At 36.4% G+C, this 25,354-nt stretch carries 16 protein-coding genes; 11 read left to right on the plus strand and 5 right to left on the minus strand.

From position 1 onward, the window contains the following. Window positions 1-48: 48 nt before the first annotated feature. Together I5435_RS02725 and I5435_RS02730 are read left to right on the plus strand one after the other, a co-directional pair. Entirely contained in the window at window positions 49-1,404 is a 1,356-nt protein-coding gene (locus I5435_RS02725; RefSeq protein WP_337983196.1) for an MATE family efflux transporter, read from the plus strand. Window positions 1,405-1,484: 80 nt separating this feature from the next. Further along, window positions 1,485-2,483: an acyltransferase family protein gene (locus tag I5435_RS02730; RefSeq protein ID WP_337983197.1), complete on the plus strand. Its 999-nt coding sequence runs from the start codon at window positions 1,485-1,487 to the stop codon at window positions 2,481-2,483. Window positions 2,484-2,680: 197 nt separating this feature from the next. Here I5435_RS02730 and I5435_RS02735 read toward each other — a convergent pair whose 3' ends face one another. Next, the gene (locus I5435_RS02735; RefSeq protein WP_337983198.1) at window positions 2,681-3,862 is read right to left on the minus strand and encodes an alginate O-acetyltransferase AlgX-related protein; all 1,182 of its coding nucleotides are present in this window, start codon (window positions 3,860-3,862) and stop codon (window positions 2,681-2,683) included. A 10-nt stretch (window positions 3,863-3,872) separates the two neighbouring features. Continuing rightward, the gene (locus I5435_RS02740) at window positions 3,873-5,297 is read right to left on the minus strand and encodes an MBOAT family O-acyltransferase (protein ID WP_024362433.1); all 1,425 of its coding nucleotides are present in this window, start codon (window positions 5,295-5,297) and stop codon (window positions 3,873-3,875) included. Window positions 5,298-5,877: 580 nt separating this feature from the next. On the opposite strand from I5435_RS02740, the gene I5435_RS02745 reads away from it, so the two are divergent. From I5435_RS02745 to I5435_RS02755, 3 genes are all read left to right on the plus strand, one after another. After that, window positions 5,878-8,931, plus strand: coding sequence for an S-layer homology domain-containing protein (locus tag I5435_RS02745; protein WP_337983199.1), 3,054 nt, complete (start codon window positions 5,878-5,880; stop codon window positions 8,929-8,931). Window positions 8,932-9,173: 242 nt separating this feature from the next. Continuing rightward, on the plus strand, window positions 9,174-10,667 hold the full coding sequence (locus tag I5435_RS02750; RefSeq protein WP_025218611.1) for an S-layer homology domain-containing protein: 1,494 nt from the start codon (window positions 9,174-9,176) through the stop codon (window positions 10,665-10,667). A gap of 218 nt (window positions 10,668-10,885) precedes the next feature. Beyond that, the gene (locus I5435_RS02755) at window positions 10,886-12,802 is read left to right on the plus strand and encodes a glycosyltransferase (protein WP_337983200.1); all 1,917 of its coding nucleotides are present in this window, start codon (window positions 10,886-10,888) and stop codon (window positions 12,800-12,802) included. 83 nt (window positions 12,803-12,885) lie between these two features. On the opposite strand, the gene I5435_RS02760 is transcribed toward I5435_RS02755, so the two are convergent. Both I5435_RS02760 and I5435_RS02765 read right to left on the minus strand, forming a co-directional pair. Continuing rightward, the gene (locus tag I5435_RS02760) at window positions 12,886-14,142 is read right to left on the minus strand and encodes an efflux RND transporter periplasmic adaptor subunit (RefSeq protein ID WP_337983201.1); all 1,257 of its coding nucleotides are present in this window, start codon (window positions 14,140-14,142) and stop codon (window positions 12,886-12,888) included. Beyond that, complete coding sequence (locus tag I5435_RS02765; RefSeq protein ID WP_024362438.1) at window positions 14,139-14,816, minus strand: hypothetical protein; 678 nt, start codon at window positions 14,814-14,816, stop codon at window positions 14,139-14,141. Before I5435_RS02765 ends, I5435_RS02760 begins: the two co-directional genes overlap by 4 nt. Window positions 14,817-15,191: 375 nt before the next feature. Between I5435_RS02765 and I5435_RS02770 the strand changes: the two genes are divergently transcribed. From I5435_RS02770 to I5435_RS02780, 3 genes are all read left to right on the plus strand, one after another. Next, window positions 15,192-18,677: a hypothetical protein gene (locus I5435_RS02770; RefSeq protein WP_443136936.1), complete on the plus strand. Its 3,486-nt coding sequence runs from the start codon at window positions 15,192-15,194 to the stop codon at window positions 18,675-18,677. Between the two features lie 81 nt (window positions 18,678-18,758). Next, window positions 18,759-19,418, plus strand: coding sequence for an S-layer homology domain-containing protein (locus I5435_RS02775; protein WP_024362440.1), 660 nt, complete (start codon window positions 18,759-18,761; stop codon window positions 19,416-19,418). Window positions 19,419-19,624: 206 nt separating this feature from the next. After that, the gene (locus I5435_RS02780) at window positions 19,625-20,707 is read left to right on the plus strand and encodes a CAP and S-layer homology domain-containing protein (protein ID WP_337983203.1); all 1,083 of its coding nucleotides are present in this window, start codon (window positions 19,625-19,627) and stop codon (window positions 20,705-20,707) included. A 39-nt stretch (window positions 20,708-20,746) separates the two neighbouring features. Here the strand turns inward: I5435_RS02780 and I5435_RS02785 are convergent, their stop codons facing one another. Then, a complete protein-coding gene (locus I5435_RS02785; protein WP_337983204.1) occupies window positions 20,747-21,628 on the minus strand; it encodes a helix-turn-helix domain-containing protein in 882 nt (293 codons plus the stop codon). 569 nt (window positions 21,629-22,197) lie between these two features. On the opposite strand from I5435_RS02785, the gene I5435_RS02790 reads away from it, so the two are divergent. The 3 genes from I5435_RS02790 (at window position 22,198) to I5435_RS02800 (ending at window position 25,295) form a co-directional block, all read left to right on the plus strand. Beyond that, window positions 22,198-23,394, plus strand: a complete 1,197-nt coding sequence (locus tag I5435_RS02790; protein ID WP_167492681.1) for an ATP-grasp domain-containing protein — start codon at window positions 22,198-22,200, stop codon at window positions 23,392-23,394. Window positions 23,395-23,488: 94 nt separating this feature from the next. Then, a complete protein-coding gene (locus tag I5435_RS02795) occupies window positions 23,489-23,953 on the plus strand; it encodes a hypothetical protein (RefSeq protein ID WP_337983205.1) in 465 nt (154 codons plus the stop codon). Window positions 23,954-24,350: 397 nt separating this feature from the next. Further along, a complete protein-coding gene (locus tag I5435_RS02800; RefSeq protein ID WP_024362445.1) occupies window positions 24,351-25,295 on the plus strand; it encodes a C40 family peptidase in 945 nt (314 codons plus the stop codon). Window positions 25,296-25,354: the final 59 nt, after the last annotated feature.

Below are 25,354 nucleotides of genomic sequence, written 5' to 3' on the forward strand. Positions count from 1 at the left end.
TAGGTGTCTTATTTGACATGATATTGTTTGTGTTGGAGGGGATGCTAGATGAAGTCCAATAACTTCGACAACTATTCAATCAGTAAATTAATTGCAACGTTCTCACTTCCTGCAATCTTGTCCTTAATTCTTGAAATGATGACTTCCGTAGTGGATACGTCTTTTGCAGGGCATATAGGTAGCCAAAGTGAAAGTGCCTTATCTGCCATGGGCTTATTATCGCCGATTCTTGCTGCTTTTGTAGCACTGCAGACGCTCTTTGCCACGTCAACGGCAATCATGATTTCAAAGTATTTAGGTAGTGGCGATCAACTTCAATTAAATAAGTATTTTCAGAGTGGGTTTGTGATGACGTGTGTTGTTAGCTTTGTTACATCTGGCACTACATGGATTTTGATGGAGCCACTTTTAACTATGTTGGGTGCTAAAGGTGAAGTATGGAAGCTTGCCAAAGATTATTTAACTATTATTCTACTTAGTAATATTTTGAGTGCTATTGGTTATACATTGACGAGCGTTATTCGAGCATTTGGTTATCCAAAAGTAGAGGCAATTATTATTACCATTGCAGTGGTGATTAATATTGTGTGCAATGCTATTTTAACTTTCGGTTTTCAATTAGGCGTTGTTGGTATTGCTTTAGGCACTTTCATTAGTGAGTTAGTATGCGCTATTATTTCCATTGTTTATTTGGTAAAACGTCATATCTGGTTTTTAGCGAGCAAGGTATCTTTAGGAGAACATGGATGGCTGTCCTTTCAAATGTTGAAAATTGGTTTTGCCCAAACGGCCATACAATTATTAGCCGGTGTTTCTGCATTTATAGTAAACCATCAGCTCATATCAATAGGAAGCCATAGTCAAATAGCGATTTGGAATATAGCCAACAAGATGTATATGCTTGTATTAATGCCGATTATTGGTATCACGCAGGCAGTTCAAACAATTCTTGCTTATTTTGAGGGTAAGGGAGAATTATTGAAAAAAAATAAAACTGTAAAAAAGACAATGTTGTATGCGATTATTTATGGTATTGGTATTACTGTAGCTATGTATATGTTCAGTAATGTGATTTTGTATTTGTTTACTTCTGATGAAACGATGTTAACATCAACACAACATGTGATAAAGGTCATTTTTCTAACATTTCCGCTATTGGGTATTACCTATACAATTATGACTGTATTGCAGGTTACAGGTAAAGAAATTTATGCCGTAATCCTTGGTCTAATCAGACAGGTTATCGTAATTGTGCCGCTCGTTCTGCTTTTACCGACTTTTTTTCGTAAAGAAAATTTGTTCGATATTAGTCCTGCTTTCTCCATATTTTTGTCAATTCCACTTGCTGATATTGCGACACTTAGCATCGCTATTTTATTTTATAGAAAAATACTACAAAAATAGCTACCAACTAGTGCCATTGCATTATCTAATAAACTATGACATGCTTAATAGAGAGAGTATAGTACTAGGAGAATGTTGTAGTGATTAAAGAGTGGGATTTCCTACGTGTAGTGGCATGCCTATCCATTTTACTATTACATACATCATCCTGGGTAATTTTGGAGGTTGGTGTAGAACCCGAGCAACAGGTTTATCTGTTTTTGCGGATTGCGCTTTGCTATGCAACGCCGACGTTTATTGTGTTATCGATTATCATATTGTCAAACCGTTATCGTGAACGGCTACCAATTTATTTTTGGTCGAGTCGTCTCCAATATATTTTAGTGCCTTTTTTAGTGTGGGCTTTTGTCGATGCATTATTGGTGGAGTCAATTTATCGTAAAGGTTTGTTATGGGACAAGTATTTCTATAATGTAGTTTATGGAGAGTTTGTGGGCTGGTTTGTTGTAGTTATTTTCCAGTTATATGTAGTATTTGCGTTGATGAAGCGTTTTAAATGGTCGATTACGTGGTTTCTACCGCTCAGTGTGCTGATTACGCTAGTACATCATGCGGTCATTGCCTTGCCTTATCCAATTTTTGAGGATCATGCGAATGTGCTACGCTTGCTGTTTACAGGATGGCTTGGTTATTTTTCAGTTGCCTATGCGATGGGAGTCTCATATGAGAGACTAGCTGCATTGGCGAAGAAGTACCGAGGTGCAACGGTTGTTTTCGTTGTACTTGCTGTACTGTTTTTGATGATTCGTATGTTACTTGGCTATACTGAGGTGCATTCGAGGCGTCTCGATATAGTCCCACTTGTCTTTAGTGTTGTGCTTTGTGTTATTGCTTGGGGGCAGTCATTGCCAGCTACGAAGTTGGTTCGTATTATTAGTCAATATGCGTTTATGATTTACCTTATCCATTGGGAAGTGCTACGTCTATCGACAAGCTGGTTTGTGGCACATTTTGATAGCACATTGACGCGTGTTTCCATGCTTATGCTGTGGACACTTGTTGTTTGCATTGGGCTGACGAAACTATTGTCATTCCTACCGTTTAATCAATGGATTGTGGGAAAGTTGAAAAAACGTTAAAAAGCAGTGATCTCTAACTAGATAGAAATCACTGCTTTTGTAATTGTTTTGCGAATCGCGGGTAAATCGCGGGTAAATCGCGGGTAAATCAGAGTAAACCGCGGGTAAACCGTAACGAACCGCGGGTAAATTAGAGTAAATCGCGGGTAACCTCAAGCAAACCGCGGGTACCTCGTTATCACGTGATTGACCGATAGTTACTCGGGCATCAGTTTTAAATTGCGATCATTATAGGCAAGAATGACATAGTCCGGTTGCATGTTTTGTAAGTAAGGAATAATATCTTTCTCTAAATAACGTAAGTCTAAAATGGTCACAGTTTTAAAGTGACTTGCTACATGAAATTGAATGGTGTTAAAGTATGAATCTTTAATGACGACGAGATGTTTGTCGCTGTCATAGTTTTGGTTGACGATTGTAAGTTCGGCAAAGTCGCGGCTGTAGGCATCCGCATAGTTCACTATGGCGTCAGGACTCATCTGTTTCGCCCGACCGTACACTGCGTCGTACGGTGCAGTGACGCCACCTTCAATTGTACCGTCGTAGATTGTAAACTGTGTTGCAAACGATGCAGGTTCGTTATAGCAAATTTGTTCATTATTCTCGACGGTCATATAGAGTATTTTATTCCATGAGCCGGCGAACTTATTTGGTAAACAAAATGTATTGGCTTCATCAAAAGGAATGGTTGTTATTGTTTCGCCCAGTCGTTTGTTTAGTGTATGGATAAGCGCTTCGTAGCCTGAATAGGCACCGCGAATTGTCCTGTGATGATCTGTTTTAAAGAAGTTGCGCTCGGCAGAAAAGTTTTCTTGCATTTCATCATAAAGACGAATATTGTCAACGCCAGCAGCGGTAACAAGTTCGTGCAGTTTTACATTGTTGGTAATACCAGCATCTTCTGGCATATAGTGTGGGCTTGGCTCACGTGAATAAGTCGCCTTTGCTGGTAGGGAGTAAAATGTAAACGGTATATGCTTTTCCGCTAGACCTTCGCTTAAGCGTTGTAAATCAGAGGCAAAAGCAGCTAGCTCTTCTTCGGGTTTTACGGCGGCCGGCTTCGAAATAATCCATCCAGTTTTATTATCAACAGCGTACTTATCATTTAAATACGTTTTGCCCACAACACGTTGAAAGTTTACATAATTGCGCATCCATGTATCACGTGCAGGAAACTGGTCAGAAATATACGACTCTACTTGCTTGGACCATGTCCCTGTTAAAATTTCCTTAGCGCTTGGCGTAATGTTGGCAGATTCTAATGGCCGGTTTTCCATTTCTGATTGCGGCCGATCCACCGTTAATACATGCACGACGAAGCCACCGAAAATAATGCAAAAAAATGTAATTGGTAATAGATACGTTTGAATTTTTCGCATGATGTCCCACCTAAAATCTAAAGTAAATGAATGGATTATGTGTTGCGTTTACTAAAAACATCGTAATAAATAACAAAAGTGCACCATAGTAAACGGTTTGTGTAATGCGCAGACCCCAGTCAAATGATAGGGAAGCGGCTGCCTTTTGTTCACTCCATGTTTGGTAAAGCTTATAAATCGGCATGGCAAAAATAATAGCGATGACAAAGTAAAGCGCATAATCTTTTGTCAGTAAAATCGTTTCATAATTGTACAGTGCGGCATCGGAAAGCCCAAACATTGTTTTGATAAATGAAAATGCATATGTAAAATCATTTGCTCTAAAGAACACCCAGCCAATCATTACGATCATTAATATATACATATGTCGGACGATACGTGGAATGCGTGCCAACCATTTCAACAGCACCCATTTTTCCAAGCAAATTAAGATACCATAGTAAAAGCCCCATGCCATAAAGGTCCAACTTGCCCCGTGCCAAAAACCAGTAAGTGTCCACACAACAAGTAAGTTACGATATAGTTTCCATTCATGGCTAACACGACTACCACCAAGTGGGAAGTAGACATAATCTCTAAACCAACTGCTAAGTGAGATATGCCAGCGTCGCCAAAAGTCTGTAACAGATTGTGCTATATATGGATAGTTAAAGTTTTCTTCAAATTTAAAGCCGAAAATTCGTGCTAACCCAATTGCCATATCACTATAGCCTGAGAAGTCAAAATAAATTTGCAGGGAGTACGCTAAAATCCCAATCCAGGCAGTCCCCGTTGTTAAATCCCCACCTGATAAGCTAAAGACATGATCGGCAACTTCGCCCATCGGATTGGCTATCAGTACTTTTTTCGCCAGCCCTTGTACAAAGCGACGCGACCCAATCATCCAATCTTCTGCTGTCGCAATACGTTTCTTAATTTGTTCAGCTACCGTTTGATAACGAACGATAGGGCCTGCAACGAGTTGTGGAAATAATGTAATGAACAGTGATAAATCTAAAAAATTGCGCTGTGCCTTTACGTCCTTACGATAGACGTCGATTACATAACTAAGTGCTTGGAACGTGTAAAATGAAATACCGATTGGCAGCGGTACAGCCTGCCATTCAATAGGTTGCGACAAATAATTATTGACAATATCCACGAAAAAGCCAGCATATTTGTAATAGCCTAAGATGGCTAAGTTGCTAACAATGACTAACCAAAGTAATGTTTTGCGCTTGGACTGGGAAGCGGTGTTTTCAATAACGATACCGAGCACATAATTGAGTACGATGGACAGCATCATGAGAAGCACATATTTCGGCTCACCCCAAGCGTAAAAGAACAAACTTGCCAACAGTAAAATCGTATTGCGTAGCATCTTCGGAGAAATGAAGTACACAACAATCACTAATGGCAAAAAGACATATAAAAAAATAAGACTACTAAATACCATTTCTGTCAATTCCCCATCTCTGTAAAAAATAAAACTTCGTGAATCGCTGACTAGCAGTATGAAATGCCACAAAGCTTGAGCAAAACGCCACAAACTCCGAACAAAACGCCACAAAACCCGAGATAATCGCCACAAAACCGAGTTTTACCACTATTAGAAGTCTAGTAATACCCATTTACTTTAATAGCTATCGCTAGATTCTGGTTTCCATAAAATATTAATCCATTTTTCCAAGGGAATTAATGAATAAATTACCTATATTATTGTAACTTAAATTCACGATTTGTTCACTATTCCTTTAAGTGAGATATTTGGCTTACTTAAAAATTATTGGAAGGGAAAAAGTCTCAATATCTATGGGTAAAATGGTATATTTTTCGAACAAAAGAAACGTTAGTATGCCAAAATTCGGATGGAAAACAAGTTATAAATAAACTAATAAATGTATTTATAACCAATGAAGATAAACTATTACCACATCCTTCATTCCAAATATTGCACATAGAAATGTATGTTCTACTTCTTTTATAATAGAAACGTAGTCACAAAAGTGGCTAATTTATCTAGGAGGTTTTTGCACATGAAACAAAAATATAGTAAATGGGTTGTCGGCGCAGCATCAGCAGCTCTAGTAGCATCAGCAATCGTACCAGTAGCTAGCGCAGCAAGCTTTTCTGATATTGAAAATAGTGATCACAAGGACGCAATCTTAGCATTAGCGGACGCTAAAATCGTAGGAGGTTACACTGACGGTACATTCAAACCAAATGCAGTAGTAACACGCGGTAACGTAACAAAATTCTTAGGTAAATGGTTAGTATCTGAAGGTTATGAAGTGCCAGCTGACTATGCAACAAAAGCTCGTTTCACTGACCTACCAACTACAGCTCCAGACCAAGAATTACTACAATATGCAGCACTTGTTAAAGATGCTGGCGTATTCAAAGGTTCTAACGACCAATTAATGTACACTAAAAACATGTCTCGTGAACAAATGGCAGTAGTATTAGTACGTGCTATCAACACTGTTTACGGTGTAGACTTAGTTGCAGATTACAAAGAATCTGACTTCAAATCTACAATCACTGACTTAGATAACGCTACAGCTAACGAAAACCGTGAAGCAATTATCGCGTTAGAATATGCTGGTCTTACAAACGTTAAAGCGTTCAACCCTAAAAACACTTTAACTCGTGGTCAATTCGCATCATTCTTAAACCGTACAATCACGAACATTGCAGAAGCTCCTTTAACTGTAAAAGAAGCTAAAGTTGTTGACGCAACTACATTAGAAGTAACTCTTTCTGATGATACAAAACATACTGTAAAATTAGAAACTGCACTTCCAGAAAACAAAGAAACTAAAGTAGACTTCGAAATCGAAGGCAAAGCTTATTCAGCTGTAGTTACATATGAAGTAGCTGAAGTTAAATTAGAATCTGTAAAAGCTGTTAACGCTAAAACAATCGAAGTAAAATTCAACAAAGCAGTAGAAGATACTTCTAAAGCTACAATTGAATTATTACGCGGTACATTCAAGCAAAACGTAACTCTTACTTGGGCTGCTGACAAAAAATCAGTTCAATTAGTAGGCGCTACAAACTTCCAAGCTGCAGATTACACTGTAAACATCTCTGGTTTAACTGAAAAAGTATTAACAAGCGACGTTAAAATCGAAGCTCAAAAAGTTACTTCTATCGAAATCTTAGACGAAGTAGCAGTAGTTGATACAGCTATCCAATCTAACGGTACTTTCGCTGCAGGTACAACTGCAACTGTTGGTTACGTAGTGAAAGACCAATACGGTACAGATATTACAAAAACAACTTCTTTAAAAACAAATGATACTGCTAACACAACTGTTGTAGCTGATGCTGCTAAAGGTGTAGTTAAATTATCAGGCGCTGTTGTAGAAGGTAAAAAAATCGGCGATTTAGTACCAGTTGTATTATTTGATACTGCTACAGGTACTTCAGTTTCTAAAACTGTGAAATTATCTGCTGAATCTACAGTTTCTTCTATTGAAGTAGCGGGTGTTTACAACGCTAAAGGTGAAGAAGTAGTTTTAAATGATAACTCTAAAGCTTCTGAAGCATTCATCGTATTAAACCTTAAAGACCAATACGGTAAAGAAATTACAGATGCTGCTAAAGCAAGTGGTTTAGTAATTACAAACACTAACACTACAAACTTAACAATCGATAACAAAGTAACAAAAGTAAAAATTGGCGAAAAAGATAAATTAGTAGTTGCTTTATCATCAATCTTAAAAGCTGGTGATACTGATGTATTATTAATTTCAACAACTAACGGCCAATCTGCAAAATACACTGTGAAAGTGGCAGAAACTACTACAACTAACGCAATCTCTGTTTCTCAACCAGAAATCGCAGTTGCTAACGAAGCTACATTAATTCCTTTAACAGTTACTGATAAAGAAGGCAATGTTATCACTAACAAAAAAATCTTAGCTGATGCTAACAAAGGTATTAAAGTTGGCGGCACACCAGTTGCTGAATCTGCTCTTGAAGTAAAAGACGGTCAAGTATACTACAAAACAACATTTGGAGCAGCTGGAACACAAGCATTAGTATTCCAAACTTCAACATTCAAAGTTGCTACTATCACTGTAGATGTTAAAGCTGCAGCAGTACCAACTGTAGTTCGCGGACTTAAAAACCCATTAGTAATTTCAACTGCTCAAGCACCAGTGACAATTACTGCAAAAGATCACTTAATCATTGAAGACCAATACGGTCGTGAAATGAAAAACTCTGCAGCTCCTGTAACAGTTACATTAGTTGGTACTTCTGATGTAGTATCAGTAAGTGCAAACCAAGTTACACCACTTAAAAATGGTACTGCAACATTAAACGTTGCTCTAGTAACGCCAAATGGCACAATTGATTCTGCTGTAGAAGTAAAAGTACAAGTAACTGATGGTACAGAATACAAAGGCTACGAAATTGCTGAAATCGGTAAAACAAAAGTAGCAACTGACAAAAAAATCACTGTTAACGGTTTATTAAACGGTGGTAAAGTTGCACTTGAGCCAAACGAATATACAGCAACAGTAACTGGCGGTAAATTAACTGTGCCACAAGCTGTAACTGCAGGTAAAGTAAATATCGCTGACACAGCTTTAAACACTGATACAACTCCAGCAGCAAACAAAATTGATACAGAATTCACTTTAAAAGTAACAATTAATGCAACTGGTGAAGTATTAGAACAAAAATTCGTTGTTTCAGCTGACGCTGAAAAAACACAAGATTTCTTCTTTACAGCATCAACAGTATCAGTAGATTTAGCTGATTACAACGTAGCGAAAGCTATTACAGAAGCTACATTAGCATCTGGTGCAACTGTAGCAAACTTAAAAACTACAGGAGATGCTCCAGTAGTAGTAAACGTTGCAACTGTTGACCAATATGGTAACAAAGAAATCAAAGCACTTGCAGCAGAAACAGTTACAATCGTACCTGAAAAAGTTACGGATGTAACAATTGCTGGTAACGGTACTGCAGCTGCAACAGCTACATTAAAAGCTGGCGTTACAGAAGCTAAAGTAACTTTAAAAATTAAAGTTGGTAACGCAACAAAAGAACTTAAAGCAACAATTGTAACTCCTTAATAAAACGAAGTGTTACTTTATACACTAGTTTACTAGTGTTATAACTAGCCTTGTGATTAGATGAAATCTTTTGATTCATCCTAGTCACAAGGCTTTTTTAATGGAAAAAACAGCGGGTATGAATACATTTGACTTTGCTACAATGCTATAAACTACATAACTATAGAAGAATATGAAACTTTTAGTATTATTTCCATGTGTTATCATAGTATGATAGGGAAAAGACGTAGGGGGTCGAGTGAATGAAACGAAATAAATTATTTCAAGGTGCAATCGTTGCGGCTTTAGCTACAAGTGCCATTGTAGTAGTGCCGACAGCGCACGCAGTTGAAGGATTTAGCGATGTGGATATGACGAAAGAATATGGAACTGCGGTGAAAGATTTAGCTACCCGCGGGATTATTAATGGTTATGCAGATGGTACATTTAAGCCGTTTGCAGATGTCACACGTGGACAAGTAGCCAAAATTTTAGCAAATTTATTGGCTTTAGATACGCAAAATGTAATAGACCCTCAATTTACCGATGTTAAGCAAAGTGATGAATACTACGGCGCAATTGCGGCATTAGCAAATGAGGGAATTGCGACAGGCTTTGCCAATGGTAGCTTTGGTGTCAATCAAGCCATCACACGTGAGCAATTAGCGAGCATGTTAACATCTGCTTTCCAATTAAGTAATAATACTGAAGATTGGACACTGCCGTTTACGGATATTGTAAAATACTCTGATGCGTATTATGCAGTAGGTCCATTGTTTGAACACAATATTACAAAGGGTATTACACCTACAACATTCGGTTTAAAAGAAACAGTCAAACGTTCACAACTTGCATTATTTATTCATCGTATAGAGGCGATACAAGCAAATCGCGTTGTCCAAAGTTTCACTGCGCGTGATTTTGGAGCTACTCAATTGGAAGCCTATTCTTATGATAATATAGCGGCTGATGGGGAGCACGAATTTTTCAAAATTCATCAAACAACGAATGGTTTGACGGTAGAGGCATTGCGTGAAGGATCTGGCCACTTTATGTTAGTAAGCTACAATATTGATAAAGAAGAAAACTATGAGATTATTGACACGCAAAAATATAAAGTGGTCGTTACAGAAGTGGATGGCAAGCTTCAACTTGATTGCCAACAAACAGATGAAATTACACCGGGTTCAGCATTACTTTTCGAAGAGGATTTAGGCTTTAATCCGTCTCATATTCAGCTAACAACTGCAAATGGTCATGAAGTAAGTGACAAAGTCTACGTCTATCAACCATTCAATTTTGATGGTTGGGAGCCAGAAAGCATTCCAAAAGGCGGCAATTATGAATTGAAGTTATTGCAGGCAGGTGACTACATTGCAACATTGTCGGATGATAAAGGACAATCTGTACGTGTAGGTATTCATGCTGAAACAGATGGTTATGAAATGTATACTTCAGCAGCAGTTGAAGTCAGCAGTGTTTTCATTCCGAAGAGTGAAATAGGTTTTACTGTGAAAGATGTTCACGTAGAGCAATTTACAGGAGCATTGTATGATCACAAAATTGTTGATGTGGAAAATGCTGCTGATGGTGTAACAGTTAAAAAAGTTGGCAAAGGTGAAACCATTTTTGCCATTCGCCTAAACGGTACGAATGGTGAAAAGCTATTTGTTCAAGGAATGATGTATGAAGTAAGTGGAATAACGACGATGTATTACGAATTAGCGACACAACAAGATATGGAAAATGCGTGGTAATTCACCGATAGAACATCGTGATACGAAAAAGTGAAATTGACAATTGTCAATTTCACTTTTTTCATTAGTTGAAGTATATATTAACGGTTTGTCACAAATTAAATGCATGATGAATATTGATAGTACGATGAAGTTCCTACTTGGCTCTAAATTGAAGACATGGATGGGGATGGTATGTTGTATGATTTCCTGAAAATATCCAAATGAAGGAGAACTGTATGAAACCTCGTATATTAATTGCTAGCCCTGTACGACAAAAACCTTTAATTTTAGATTATTTTTTGTTTTCACTTCAGTCGTTAAACAAAGACGAGCATAAAGTGGATTTTTTATTTATTGATGATAATGATGACCAACAATCAACGGAACTTTTAACGTTATTTCAATCACAAAATGAAGGTGTAAAAATTATTAAAAATAACCAGCAAAATGAACTTTATAGGAAGGATGAACACACACATTATTGGACCGACTCGCTAATTGAAAAAGTAGGGAAAATGAAAGATATGATTATTGAACATGCAATTCAATTACAATATGATGGTTTGCTACTGATAGATTCTGATTTAATGTTGTATCCGAATACACTTCAAAACTTATGGAATGCGCAAAAAGACATTATCTCTAATATTTTCTGGACTGAGTGGAACAAAAATGAAGTAGCACTACCTCAAGTGTGGATGATGGATGAATATACATTATACGAGATTAATAATGGCGAAAAATTAGAACCAATCGATATTGCCAATAGAACGTCCGCTTTTATCAATAAATTAAAAGTACCAGGCATCTATGAAGTAGGGGGGCTAGGTGCTTGCACATTAATAAGTAGAAAAGCACTTTTAAAGGGTGTTCGTTTTAAACAGCTAAAAAATTTATCGTTTTGGGGAGAAGATCGACATTTTTGCATAAGAGCTTCCGCTTTAGAATTACCGTTATTTGTTGATACTCGTTTGCCTGCTTTTCATATTTATCGAGAGTCAGACCTACTAGGTGCGGAAAAATTTAAAAATGAAATCATTATTGGAAAAAAGCAACAAGCGACTGTTAGCTTATGTATGATTGTCAAAAATGAAGAACAAGTTTTAGCGCGTTGTTTATCTTCTGTTCAAGGACTTGTGGATGAAATAATTATTGTAGATACAGGATCCTCCGATAAAACGAAAGAAATTGCCAAGCAATACACAAGTCTTATTTATGATTTTGAATGGATAGATGATTTTTCACAAGCTCGCAATTTTTCATTTAGCAAAGCCACCAAGGATTATATTTTATGGTTAGATGCAGATGATATTATAGAAGAGAGGGAAAGAATACATTTTCTAAACTTACTAGAAGAACTAACGAATAAAGAAGTGGATAGTGTGATGATGGATTATCATTTAGCCTTTGATGAGAATGGCAATCCAACATATAGCCTTAAAAGAAATAGAGTAGTAAAACGTTCTTGCGATTTTAAATGGGTTGGGGCAGTACATGAATATTTAGCAGTCCAAGGGAATGTTATACAGCGTAATATAGCCATTACACATCGTAAAGAAAAAGCCTATACAGACCGTAATTTGAAAATTTATAAGCGCAGGGAAGCGCAACAAGAGCAATTTACGGCACGGGATTTGTTTTATTATGGAAATGAATTAAAAGATCATGCATTGTACAAAGAAGCCATTGATAAATATCAACAATTTTTAGCGACAAAGCAAGGGTGGATTGAGGATGAAATTGCAGCTTGTATAAAAATAGCAGATTGTTATGAAATGCTGAATGATGCTGATAGACAGTTGCATTTTTTATTAAAAACTTTCGCTTATAGCACGCCTCGCCCAGAATGTTGTTGTCGTTTAGGTGCAAAATTTTTGGCAGATTCACAATACGAACAAGCTATTTATTGGTATGAACAAGCAATCAGTATGAAGAACAAACCAAAACAGGGGAATTTAATTGAACATATCGCTTGGACATGGCTACCATATATTCAATTAGCTGTTTGTTACGACCGTCTGGGACAATATGACATAGCGAATAATTACAATGAACAAGCATTACAATACGATCCAACAAATAAACTTATATTAGATAATCAGCAATATTTTAAAAACAGATTAAAGGATTCAAACGATGGAGTAGAAATGTAACAAGGCACTCCTATAGCGGACATAACGATATAGCAAAAAAGTGTTAGATTGTCCTGCGTCAATCTAACACTTTTCCATTTAGTTTAGAAAATTATATATTTGACGTAGTCTTTCCAGCCAATTTCTTTAAAGTGTTGCCACTCAATTTTTTTCACGGGCATTGAGCAGAAAGTGCGTGCTAAAATATTACGTTTTTCATTAGCTAAAATAGGCGTACCAACATCTATATAGCTTGTGAATATCGTTGAATCTTTCGTTGAAAAAGCAACTTCAATATCTTCAAGACGAATTTTTCCATCCTCGTCAATTATATAGACGCTCTTAGCACCTTTTACTGATTTAACCCAAGAAGAATTCACTTTATAAGCATCGAAAGCTTCATTCACTACGATTGCAGCCTGACCAACTGTTGAAAACGGAATATTTTCTAACATATCGTCTTGTTGTAGCATTACTTCATAATTAGTAGGCTTCGGTAGTTTCGCTGATTTTGCTAATTCTTTTGCCCATAGAGCGTCATGATTTGTAGCAATCATTGATTTTTCAAGTACGATACCTGATAGGTCATCTTTGAAATGCTGTAGTTCAAAGTCGACCCTTTGCCCAGCCGCAACCTGTTGCCATTCTTCTTCAGATAAGTAGACAAGCATTACTTTTTCTGTTGAATAAATTTCAAATGTTACTGTACCAGCTTCGTCTGTGACGTTGGCAATAACACCATCAACAGGGCTTACTACTCCTTGGCGTGCTTGAATTTGGGCAATTTGAGCATCCATTACGGCAATTTGACGTGTAGCTTCTGCAATATGGCGATTTAAAATAGCTACAGCTGTAGATGGAGTATTTTGTTGACCTAACTCCAATTTTACTGTGACATTTAATTTATCACTAATTTGATCTGTATTAATCGAACTTTTTGGATTATCTGTACCTCCAAAATCCGATTCTATTTGTGACAAGGCGGATTGCAAGTCACTTAATTCAGTTTCATAAGCGTCCCGTTCAGCCTCAAGCTTCGTTAACTCATCGTCAACTTGCTCTGTTTTATAGGTAGCGAGTAAATCGCTTGCTTGAATGTGCTGACCACGCTTTACATTTACTGCTGATAAACTTTTCGCATCTGCAGAAACTGTATATGTTTCGGCTGGTGCAACTATTGCATCTTTTTTCACCGTTTCTACACGGTCACCGACAGTAGCTCGTTGAAATTCATCAACAAAATAGGAACGCGCTACTTTGCTATTATCCTTGAATACGTAGAAGGCATTTAAGCCAACTAAAATCGCCATCACGATCATACTAAGGCATGTCCAAGGTCTGGATTTTATAAAACGCATCATCCTAGCCCCCTTGTAATCCATTCTTGAAGTGGTAGTACGCTAATCATCCCAACAAAAACGGCCATTATTACTTGTAGTATGATAATTTTTGCTAACAGCGCTTTGCGATCTGCTGCTTCCTCCCATTTAGAAAGGAAAGTAAAGTGCACAATAATCGTCAGTACAGTAGTAACTGTTAGCTGATTAATAATGAATAACACAACATCTTTATCTATCACTTGCTGTACCACAGGGGCAAGTGATAAGAAGGAGAAAGTTGTAGAGTAGCCTACTGCGTAAAACACTGCAAATAAAATGGTCTTTTCAATAAGTATAAATGCCAGTACAAACAGTTGTACTTTTTGAATCCATTTGTAAGGTATGTCCGTTAATAGATGTAATATATATGTAACGCCATAATAGTGGAAGCAAAAATAAATGATTCCCCAAACAATGGCTCCGACCATTGATAGCAAACGGGCTGTATAATATTCATCTTGCTGGTTCGTTGCAAATAATGTTGTTAAACTTTCAGTGCCTAATCCCCAAAACTCACGTATTGCAAAAAGGAGCATGAAGAGAAAGAAAATCGTAAAGGAACGCTTTTTATAGCCTCTTATTTCTCCTGTTTCCAAAGCTTGTGTAAAGTTCAGGGGATGCGTTAAGCTATGCCAAAACTTGTAGTGATAAAACATATCTAGCTCCCTTTCTAATAAATTAAATATTAAAGATGTAGTATACACCTAGTTACTGGTAAATGACATAGTATAAATGCTAGTTTTTTTAAGGAATTCTCTCAATAAGGTGGGACTTTAATTAGGCTTAATTTTAAACGTCCGATGCGGGATAAATGCGTCTATCACAATTATATAGTATTCTAACAATAACTTCCTTTAAAAAGTCTATTCTATCTAAAAATAGCAATTATCTGTAAGTTAGTAAAGGTTGTATGTGAGTTTACAACAATAGCTTGAAATCAAGTTATTATCACCGATACTAAAGATAGTAGATTCGCAATATATGATACATATCGATTTTCCTATATAACGTAAAAAGAAAGGATGAGCAAGTTGAAGAAACCTTTAAAAGTGGGTGTCTTAACGAGCCTTTTATTAACGCCAGCAGCCCTTGCTAATGTACAAGAAGCACAAGCACAAACTGTAGTACAAGCTGAACAAGTAGCTTATGTCAACGCTGTAGCAACAACGGAAACTAGAAATAAAACGATTGAACAATTCGGCAAGCTTTCCGAAACATCCACAGCGAATGAGATGGTTATTGCAGACGGCGATGTTAAAGTTTTAAGCACGACTGATTTTAATGATAATGAACGAGCTTTTATTAAAGCGAAATATGAGTATGTAGTGGCACAAAGAGGATTCGTTAAAAAATTAAATGAACTAGGTAAAAGTATTAATGCAATTACTTATACAAGTAGAACATTTGTTGACGATGTTGCCGCTGTGCAAGCAGAGTATACTGCATTTTTAGGTTCAACTTCAGCAGCCAATTCCTATCTGGCTGTTCAAAATAATTTTAATGTAGCTGTCAATACAGCATTAGCCAATGATGCCAAAGACATTGTCTCGTCTGTTCGCGGTACATCACTTCAATACGGCTATGACGACACGGAACGTAACAATTATTTTAAAAAGAACGGTGCAGATATCGCCAAGCTTGTAAAAATGAATGATGATGCAAATGCTGCTAAAGGAACAATTGCTAAATTAACTACTTTTATTAACGTACTAGATAACACATCTTCGAGCTCTAGTGATATTGCTACAGCAGCCGCTGAAGTAACAACAAGCTATAATGCTCTAACTGCTGACCAAAAGAAAATTGTTACAGCGTATAATCCAAATAACACAACAGTTACGCCATTTAAAAAATATACCGATGTACTAGTCAATTTATCTTCTGCAGATAAGATTGTTGCAAGTATTACGCAGCTAACTACGAAAAAACCAGAAGATTTTACTTCAGCTACTAGTTTTATCAGTACTGTAGCAGCAATTGAAGCATCTTATAACAATTTAAAGGACGCAGAAACAAAACGTTTAGTTTCCAATTATGGCGATTTAAAACCTTTCCAAGAGGCGGCCAACGTGTCCAAGCAAATTACAGCATTACGTATTTCTAATACGGACGCGTATCGTATAGCAGTAAAGGCGGCAAGAGCGGAATATGATAAGCTTTCTAATAAAGAATTTGTAAAAAATGCGGAAGATTTACAATTAGCTGAATCTAATATTGCGGCTGCAGAAGTCATTGAGTCATTGATTTCTGAAATTGCGGCTGCGCCAGATAAAATCTCTAAAATAGAAGAAGCACGTTTAGCCTATAATACGCCTGTAGCACCTGCTGGACAAAAAATTGACGCAGCAAGTGTGAAAAAAATCGTGAAAAACTTGTCTGAGTTAACAACGTGGGAGAGCTCTCATAAAGCAGTTTTAAATGTTATTACGTTAGTTGAAAAACTAAATCCAACGGCGAAGGACTATACAAAAAGAGCAAAGGCTGCTAACACGGCTTACTTAAAATTAGATCCGACCAAACGCGAGTATGTTAAAAGCTATAAAAACTTAAAAAATCAAGTGGACGCTATGAATCTTATTGATCCTATTATGGGGTTAAATACGTCACGCAAAGATTATAAAGACACGGTTGTTAATTTACTTGCAGAATATAATAAACTGTCTCCAGAAGCGCAAGCATTAGTGACGAACTACACAGCGTTGTTAACAGCAAACAACTATATCACCACTGCTCAACAGTTTGATGATAGAGTCAATGCATTAGCCAATGAACCAGATGCCACATTTGTTGCAAAAGTAGTGGCATTATCTGCTGAATATAAAGCGATGGACAAAAATGCCAAAAGATTAGTAACGCAATATAAAACATTAACAACGTATGAGAAAAATAATGCCAACGTTGTGAAGGTTATTAATTTAATTTCTGCCTTAAACCCAGCCAATAAAGACTATACGAAAAAGGTAATTGCAGCACGTAAAGCTTACAATGCATTAGATGCAGCATCTCAAAAGCGTGTGACCAATTATGAACAGTTAACAGCTGTCGAAGATGTAGCATCATTAATCGGGTTAATTGAAACGTTAAAGCCTACAAGTAAGACGTTTTTAAACGATTTAAAAACTGCACGTGCCAATTATGATGCACTACCACCAGACAAACAACAGAAAATCATTAACTATGAAAAGCTGGTGACAGCGGAAACGGAGCTTACTTCCGCAAGTACAGTAATTGCATTAATAGATGCGGCAGTTCCAGAAGCAGAGGATTATTTAACTAAGCTAATGAATGCACGTGTTGCTTACGATAAACTACCAACTGGACAGAAAAAGCTTGTTTCAAATATCAAGACATTAACGGATCGTGAAAGACAAGTGAAGCCAATTTTAAGTGTCATGGTGCAAATCGATACGTTAGACCCAAGTGCCAATAATTTTGTTAGCAAGGTCAATGCAGCACGTAAAGCGTATGATAAATTGACAAAAGAACAAAAGGCGTTTGTCAACAATATGGCAACATTACAAAGCTATGAACCATTAGCTAACGTAATCGAATTAATCAGTAAGTTAAAAGCATCGAGCAAGACATTCCAAGAAGATACTGTACATGCGCGTGCATTGTATGAAGCACTCAGCAAAGAAATGCAGCAGTATGTGACGAATTACAAGTTGTTGCAAGCTGCGGAAACAAGCATATTAGGTGCTGGCAATGTCCAACGCATGATTGATGAGTTGCCAAATACTGAACCACAACAATATGTCAAACGTATTGAGGAAATTCGTGCAGCTTATAATGCATTGCCGAAAGATCAGCAATTGGCAGTAGCGAATTATAGAACACTACAAGACCAAGAAAAATTGATTAAGCCAGTTATTAGTGTTATCAATGAGATTGATAAATTGATGACATCTAAAAATATGGATAGTCAATATCAAAAGATTTTGAAAGCCTATGATAATTTAACGGCTACACAACGTAAATATGTCTATAATGAGCAAGTGCTTCTTTCTTTAGATAATGTAATTAACGTTTACAAGAGTATTGCAGCTTTAAAACCGAGCGATAAAATGTATTTTGGGATGATTGAGTCCGTTCGTAAAGACTACGATAGCCTTAATACAGCCGATAAACAAAGAGTATCGAATTATTCGATTTTACTAGAAGCAGAGAAAAACATGAGTGAAGTAAAAAAAGTGGTGGAAATCATCGCTAGTCTTTCTCCAACATCAAGTACGTATATCCAAGATGTTGAAAATGCAGTAGCTGCGTATAAGGCGCTAGACTCCAAAGTAAGAGGACAAGTGATCAACTACGATAAGCTAAAAGGTGCAGAAAAAGATATAGCAGCAGTATTAAAAGTAGTCAATGCGATTGGAGAACTAGATCCCGATTCAAAAACTTTTGAAAAGAAAGTGATTGCTGCACAAAAACTATATAGCTCACTAACGTTGGAGCAACAAGATTTAGTTTACAACTATCGCATTTTACAAGAGCATGCAAAGACATTAGGATTGGACTAATGGATGAAGAGAGGGATGGGGTCCCTCTTTTCGTTATTTTAAATGGTTAATATATATTCAATTACAAAGGGGCAAAGGTCTATGAAAATAAAGCATACTAAATATGCATGGGCATTTGCTACGGCTTTAGCTGTAGCACCTTGTGTTGCCGTAATTCCTACGGAAGCGGCTTCCATGCCATTTGTAGATATTACAAACAATAATAGTGAAACTGAGCTCTATCATGCAGTCAGCGAGCTATACAATAAAGGCATTGTATTTGGTACAACACCTTCAACATTTAGCCCCTATCAACAATTAACGCGTGGAGAAGCCGCTTATTTTTTAGCACAAGCACTCCAGTTGCAAACGAACAACGTGGACAATCCAGGTTTTAGCGATGTGCCAACTTCGCATCAGTATTATGGCTATATAGCAGCACTAGCAGCTAATGGTATTATCCAAAAAGGAAATCAATTTAATCCGGATGCTTCTATTAAGCGTAGTCAAATGGCAAAAATGCTGACACTGGGCTTTCATTTACAACAAGCGACATCGTTAACTGCACCTTTTACAGATTTTACAAAAGACGTTGAAACCAATCGATACATTCAAACGTTAGTAGATTATGGGATTACGCAAGGTACTAGCGCTACGACATTTTCTCCGTATACAGATGTACGACGTGGTCAAATGGCTTTATTCCTTTATCGCATATTACAAAAAAATAATAATGACCTATACATTATTGGGGTTGAATAACAAGATAAATATCACTCTTGGGAATGAACGTGCCTGTAGAGTGATTTTTTTAAAAATCTTTGTAGGAAAAAACAGGTAATAATGGTATGTTTATTATGTGGTAAATAGGGTAAAAACGATACACTAGTGGATTTCGTTGCTTATGATGAAGCGATGAAATATCGGCATGAATGCAAAAATTTTCATACATATTTAAGGAGGAAGCTATGTTAAAAAAAGTACCTAGTATTGTCGGTTTGTCGCTTATTTTGCTGGCTACACCACATGCTGTGCCTCTTCCAAACCTACTAGATGTTGCCTTAGCGGCAGAATCAGTAAAGGATGTTCCATCTACACATTGGGCGAATCGTTCCATCGAGCACATGTTGGATAAGCAATATATGACAACCTATCAGGATGGGACATTTAAGCCAGAGCAGACTATTACGAGAGCGGAGGCAGCTGCGGCAATTGCCCGTTCGATGCAACTAAATATGACTGCTCCCTCTGCACCTCATTTTCGAGATTTATCTCCAGCGCATCCTTATTACAAGGAAGTTTGTGCATTGGTGGAATTAGGAATATTACAAGATGGCGATTGTTTTAATCCTGATGCGCCATTGAAGCGCATGCAAATTGCTAAAATGATAACGCTTGCTTACAATATTGAGGTCGATTCACAAAATAATAGTAAGTTTAGTGATATTACTGAAGGGTATTGGGCAAAGGATTATATTGAATCACTTGCAGATGTGGGCATTATTAAAGGAATCAATGCAAAACAATTTGCACCGAATCAATTGGTAACACGTGCACAATTTGCCTCGATAGTTGAACGGAGTCTTGATTTCTCAATGACACTAACCAATTTGGAAGCAGCCTATGATTACTTATCGAAGTCTTATATTCCGACTAAAAATTACTCATCTGCCATGTCTAATGATGTGATTAGGTTAGTCAATAACGAAAGACAAAAAAGAAAACTACAGAGTCTTAACTATGATGAAGCTTTAACACAAGTGGCTGTTATCAAGGCACAGGACATGGTTAATCGTCATTATTTTGAACACGAATCACCCTACTACGGAATGCCATGGGATTTAGCAACATTATTTGATTATTCATATACGAGCCTAGGTGAAAACATAGGAAGAAATATTCCGACTCCAGAGGCGGCTGTTAAAGCATGGATGGCATCACCAGCACACCGCGATAATATTTTACGTGAAAATTATACAAACACCGGTGTGGCCATCGCAGTGGATGGCAAAGGGAATTTCTATTGGGTACAATTATTTTCTAGTCAATAACTTGATGACAGTGGGGAAATAGGAACAAGAGGACACTTACTAGGAGAAGATGTCCTCTTTTATTTTTATTGTATATATTCCTTTTACTTTGTCATAAAACTCTAGGCATTGTGCAGCTTTAAGTTTTAGCTCCAACAAAGAGAAAACTTCAATAATTTGCAGTATGGATTTGTTTTTCGTTTTATCACCATCGATAAGGGCGATGATGGCAGAGAAAAATTTAATCATTGTTTGCATGTACATATTATCTACTACACTTACTTTTATATTTTCTAACTCCGTGAGATACGTTTTAGCACCATCTAAATCCTTGCACGTAATTTTTTTCTCTAAAATATTGAAAATCATTAAGGCGATTTCGTTACGGTACCTCGTAAGATTTTGATAACGTTGTAATGTGTTTTTGGCACGCTCAAAAACAAGGTCGATTAATTCTATAGAATAGAAGCTTAAACTATTAGCGAATAAGGTAATTTCGTAATAACCCCAACTTTCGCAGTTCATTAAATATTCTTGAAGCAACGTTATTTCGTTAAGATGTTCATCGGTCCCTCGGACATCATCAATTAATAACAAAATTAAAGATCGATAATGCAAAAACTTCAGATTGCCCGTTAATTTGTATTCATTTTCAACTTGTTCGGCGACCATGTATAACGCACTGACATCTCGGTTATAGAAAGCTTCTACATACTTTCGCATGTAATCCAAGTCCTTATTCCCATCATTATAAATGATACTAAATTCTTCTAACGTAATATTTAAGTGATCTAACATCTTTAAAAATTTTTCAGCTGTTGTATCGCTTTCACCACGTTCAAATTTAGCAATAGCAGGTCGACTTAGTAGGTTTTTATAGAGTACGTTAGAACGTAAATTTTTTTGTAGCCGTAACGTTCGAATTAATTCTCCAATTTTCATGTACTTCGCCCCTTCGTAAAATGTTAACTTTTGTTTACATTTTAACAAATAAAATTGAAAACATAAGATAATATAGAAAATGGAATGGCAGGAGGGAAATAATGATGTGGGCAGGCATACAAATCTTTACGGCTAACTCTTCAGCGATTGTCGGTTTTATTTGGGACTTAATCGGTAGTTAATGTAACTTTATACTAGTTGGATAATGGTAAAAGATATTTTCGAACTTTAAATAGCTAGCAAGCTAAATACGTAAAGTAGTATTTTTAACTTCGGAATTTTAAATAAATGCAACATCGTTAATTGGGAAGTCAGTTAAGGTCTGAAATCGGTAGTGTATCGACTCAGGCCTTTTAACTATGCCTGATTGTATTTGCCTATCAAGCATTAAAAGAACTAATAGCGCTGTCTATCATAATAATTATCTGCATTATCCTCCCTTTTTAATTTATCTGCAAATAACAATTGTATAAGTTTTATGAACAAAACTTCAAATAAAGAGATATGTAACTATTATTTAATTTTTTAGGATGTTTTTTCATAACAAATGGATTAAAAGGAGAAAAAATATGAGAAAAAGGATAATGGTTATTGATTGTAGTGTGAATACATTAAAGACAATTAAGAAATTAAACATAAAAGTGATATGTATCGAGAAAGAACAAAAAAAACAGCTGAAAGATTTAATGAATTCAGATGATATTTACTTTGAAATAGATTATAAGGATATAACTTTATTAAAAAAAGAAGTAGGAAAGATATTAATAAAATACCCCGTAGATGCTATTTTATCCTTTACAGGAGATGGTCAAAATGCTGTCGTGGCATTACAAGAGGAATATCCATTAAACAAATATAAACAATCAGATCAAATAAAATTATTTAAGAATCAGTGTAACTTACGTAATCTCCTAAACCGTAATAATTTTAGTTATGTTCATGTTAAACTCATTAATTCTAAAGAAGCATTAATCGAATTTGCTAATGAAAATGGATTTCCATTTATTCTAAAACCATGCATTGAAACAGGTAGTAAGGTCGCTAAAAAAATCTCCACATTTAAAGAAGTATACGAATTATTGGATAAAGAAAATCCCGCGACCCTTATAGCGGAAGATTACCAAGAAGGGGTAGAGATTAGTGTTGAAACTTTTTCTTTTAATCGAAAACACTATGTCGTGGGCATTACAGATAAATATACAGAACCTGATTTTGTAACGTATGGTCACAGTGTGCCAACAACTTTAAATGATGAATTAATAACCGAGATTACATTATTTGTTTTGGATTTTTTAACGTTAACAGGTGTAGTTTTTGGCCCATGCCATATAGAGATAAAAATGACAGCATATGGTCCTAAAATAATTGCTGCACATTGTAGAACAGGTGGCGACCAGATTGTAGCGTTGCATCGTTTTGTTTCAGGTGTTGATTTAACACAATGGACTTTAGATGCCATCTATACAGAGAATTGGCAAAAATATGATGTAAGTCAACAATATCGTGCTGCCGCAGTTTTTTATTTAAGATTCCAGCCGAATAAAAAAATAAAGAAATTAAATTTCCAAAATGCGGATGAAACCATTGTAGCCTATAAATGTAATATTGAAGAAGGCGATGGCACAACAGAAACGAACAGTCCAAAAGACGAACATGGCTTTATTATTACAAAAGGGAGAAATGTTGAAGAAGCAGTTGAGAACTGTCGATTAGCAATTCAAACGATAGAAATCGAATATGCTGAAGGGATTTATCCTGATTCATGATGATGGTGTAAGTGATGTCCACAGTTTAGTTTTACTAGCAAGTCAAAGCGCTTATATTGACAACGTAGCCTAAACTAAAATAATGAGGTGTAAGATGAAAGTATTGGGTAAATTATTGATTGGATTGCTTTGTGCTTTTATGCTAACAGGCTGTATTGGTGAGGACTATGATGTTGGAGTGCCAACTGCTCATTTAAATTTTAATCATGCCTCTGTTCAATTAACAGAAGCAAATATCAATTGGAAGACAGCAAGTGAAGATGTACAGAAGTCCATCGAAGATATAAAAAAATACGCATCGTCATTGGATGAAATAAAAGTCTTTCCAGGTCAACATACATCATTGGATTTTGAGGAGAACGAAAAAAACGGTGGAGATATTTGGACTGATGCTCAAGTGTCAACTTTCCTGTTAAAAGATTACGAGCGAATTGAACTGGAATTTGATGATTTTAGAGAATTTCAATTCCCAACCGACAAAGGAAGCTATGTTTTGGAAGTTAAATTTAGCAATACAGCAGGCAGTGTACAATATGTAGGGAATGTTCGTATTGAATAAGTCGGTTAGAGGGCTTAAAGAAAAAGTGTTAGATTGAGCGCTCAATCTAACACTTTTTTGATATGAATGTGTTGACCACTTTCTGATGGTTTACGGGCGATTCATGGGTCTTTATCGGCGATAACGCTTGTTTTACGAGCAATTCGTGAGTTTTTATTGGCAATTTTCGTCATCCTCTATTGTAACAAAGCGTGGCTTATATTACAGGAATGTTACAAAAAGCCGGAATACCCATTAATTAATACCCATATTTTAGCGTTGATAAACCACAAAACGTTGGTATATCAACGTTTTTTTTACTTTCAAAACCGTTACACAATTGAAAAATTAAAATACCATCATTTGTGATAGTCTATGTATAGGCAAAAAAGTTCTTTGAGAGGGGTATTACAAACTTATGAAGAAAAAATGGTTATTACCGATTTTTGCATCTTTTATGTTATTTTCAACAATTCAAATAGATAACGCTGAAGCGGCGACTGCAGATGAGGTCACTGAAACAGCTTCGAAATATTTAGGTATTCCTTACGCTTATGGTGGTACAACTACTAGCGGATTAGATTGCTCAGGCTTTACTTCTAAAGTCTTCAGTGATTTAGGCATTAAATTAAATCGTACTTCAAGCTCACAATATCAACAAGGCACTGCTGTAGCGAAGAGTGATCTTCAAGTTGGCGATTTACTGTTCTTTAACACGAGTGGTAGTGGTATCTCACATGTATCGATATACATAGGTGACGGTAAAATGATTCACTCTCAAACAGGTAAAGGTGTAAGTTATTCTGATGTAAACGATCCATATTACTGGAGCTCACGTTATGTTGGCGCAAAACGCGTAGCACAATTTGACACTGAACAACAAGCTGAAGTAACGAAAGTAGCAGCAGCGGAAGTAAAAGAAGCTGCAATTGATTTTACAGTATATGCTTCTCGTGCTGAAGTTGCTGTTCAAATCGCAAAAGCTCTTAACTTAGATACTTCTGATAAAAATACGTCATTTGCAGACGTAAAACCTACTTATGCACATGCTGGGGCAATTGCTGCTGTAGCGAAATTAGGTATTTTTTCTGGTGATGACAACGGCAAATTTAATCCATCTTCTCCAATGACTCGTGCACAAATTGCAAAAGTTTTAGTAGTTGCTTTTGGTCTTGAGCATCAAGGGGATGTTGTGACATTTGCAGATGTTCCTGAAAACTATTGGGCAACAGAATATATTTCAATTATCGCATCAAACGGAATTACAGCAGGTAAAGATAATGGTAACTTCGGTTATGATGAAATGTTAAAAATTTCTCAATTAGAGACATTTATTGAGCGTGCTAAGCAAGTGAATAAATAATCAATTTCTACTTTGCTTCGGACAAGGGCTACGTTTGGAGTAAAGCATTGCATGGAAGT

Source organism: Lysinibacillus sp. C5.1 (assembly GCF_016350185.1).
Lineage (GTDB): Bacteria > Bacillota > Bacilli > Bacillales_A > Planococcaceae > Lysinibacillus > Lysinibacillus sphaericus.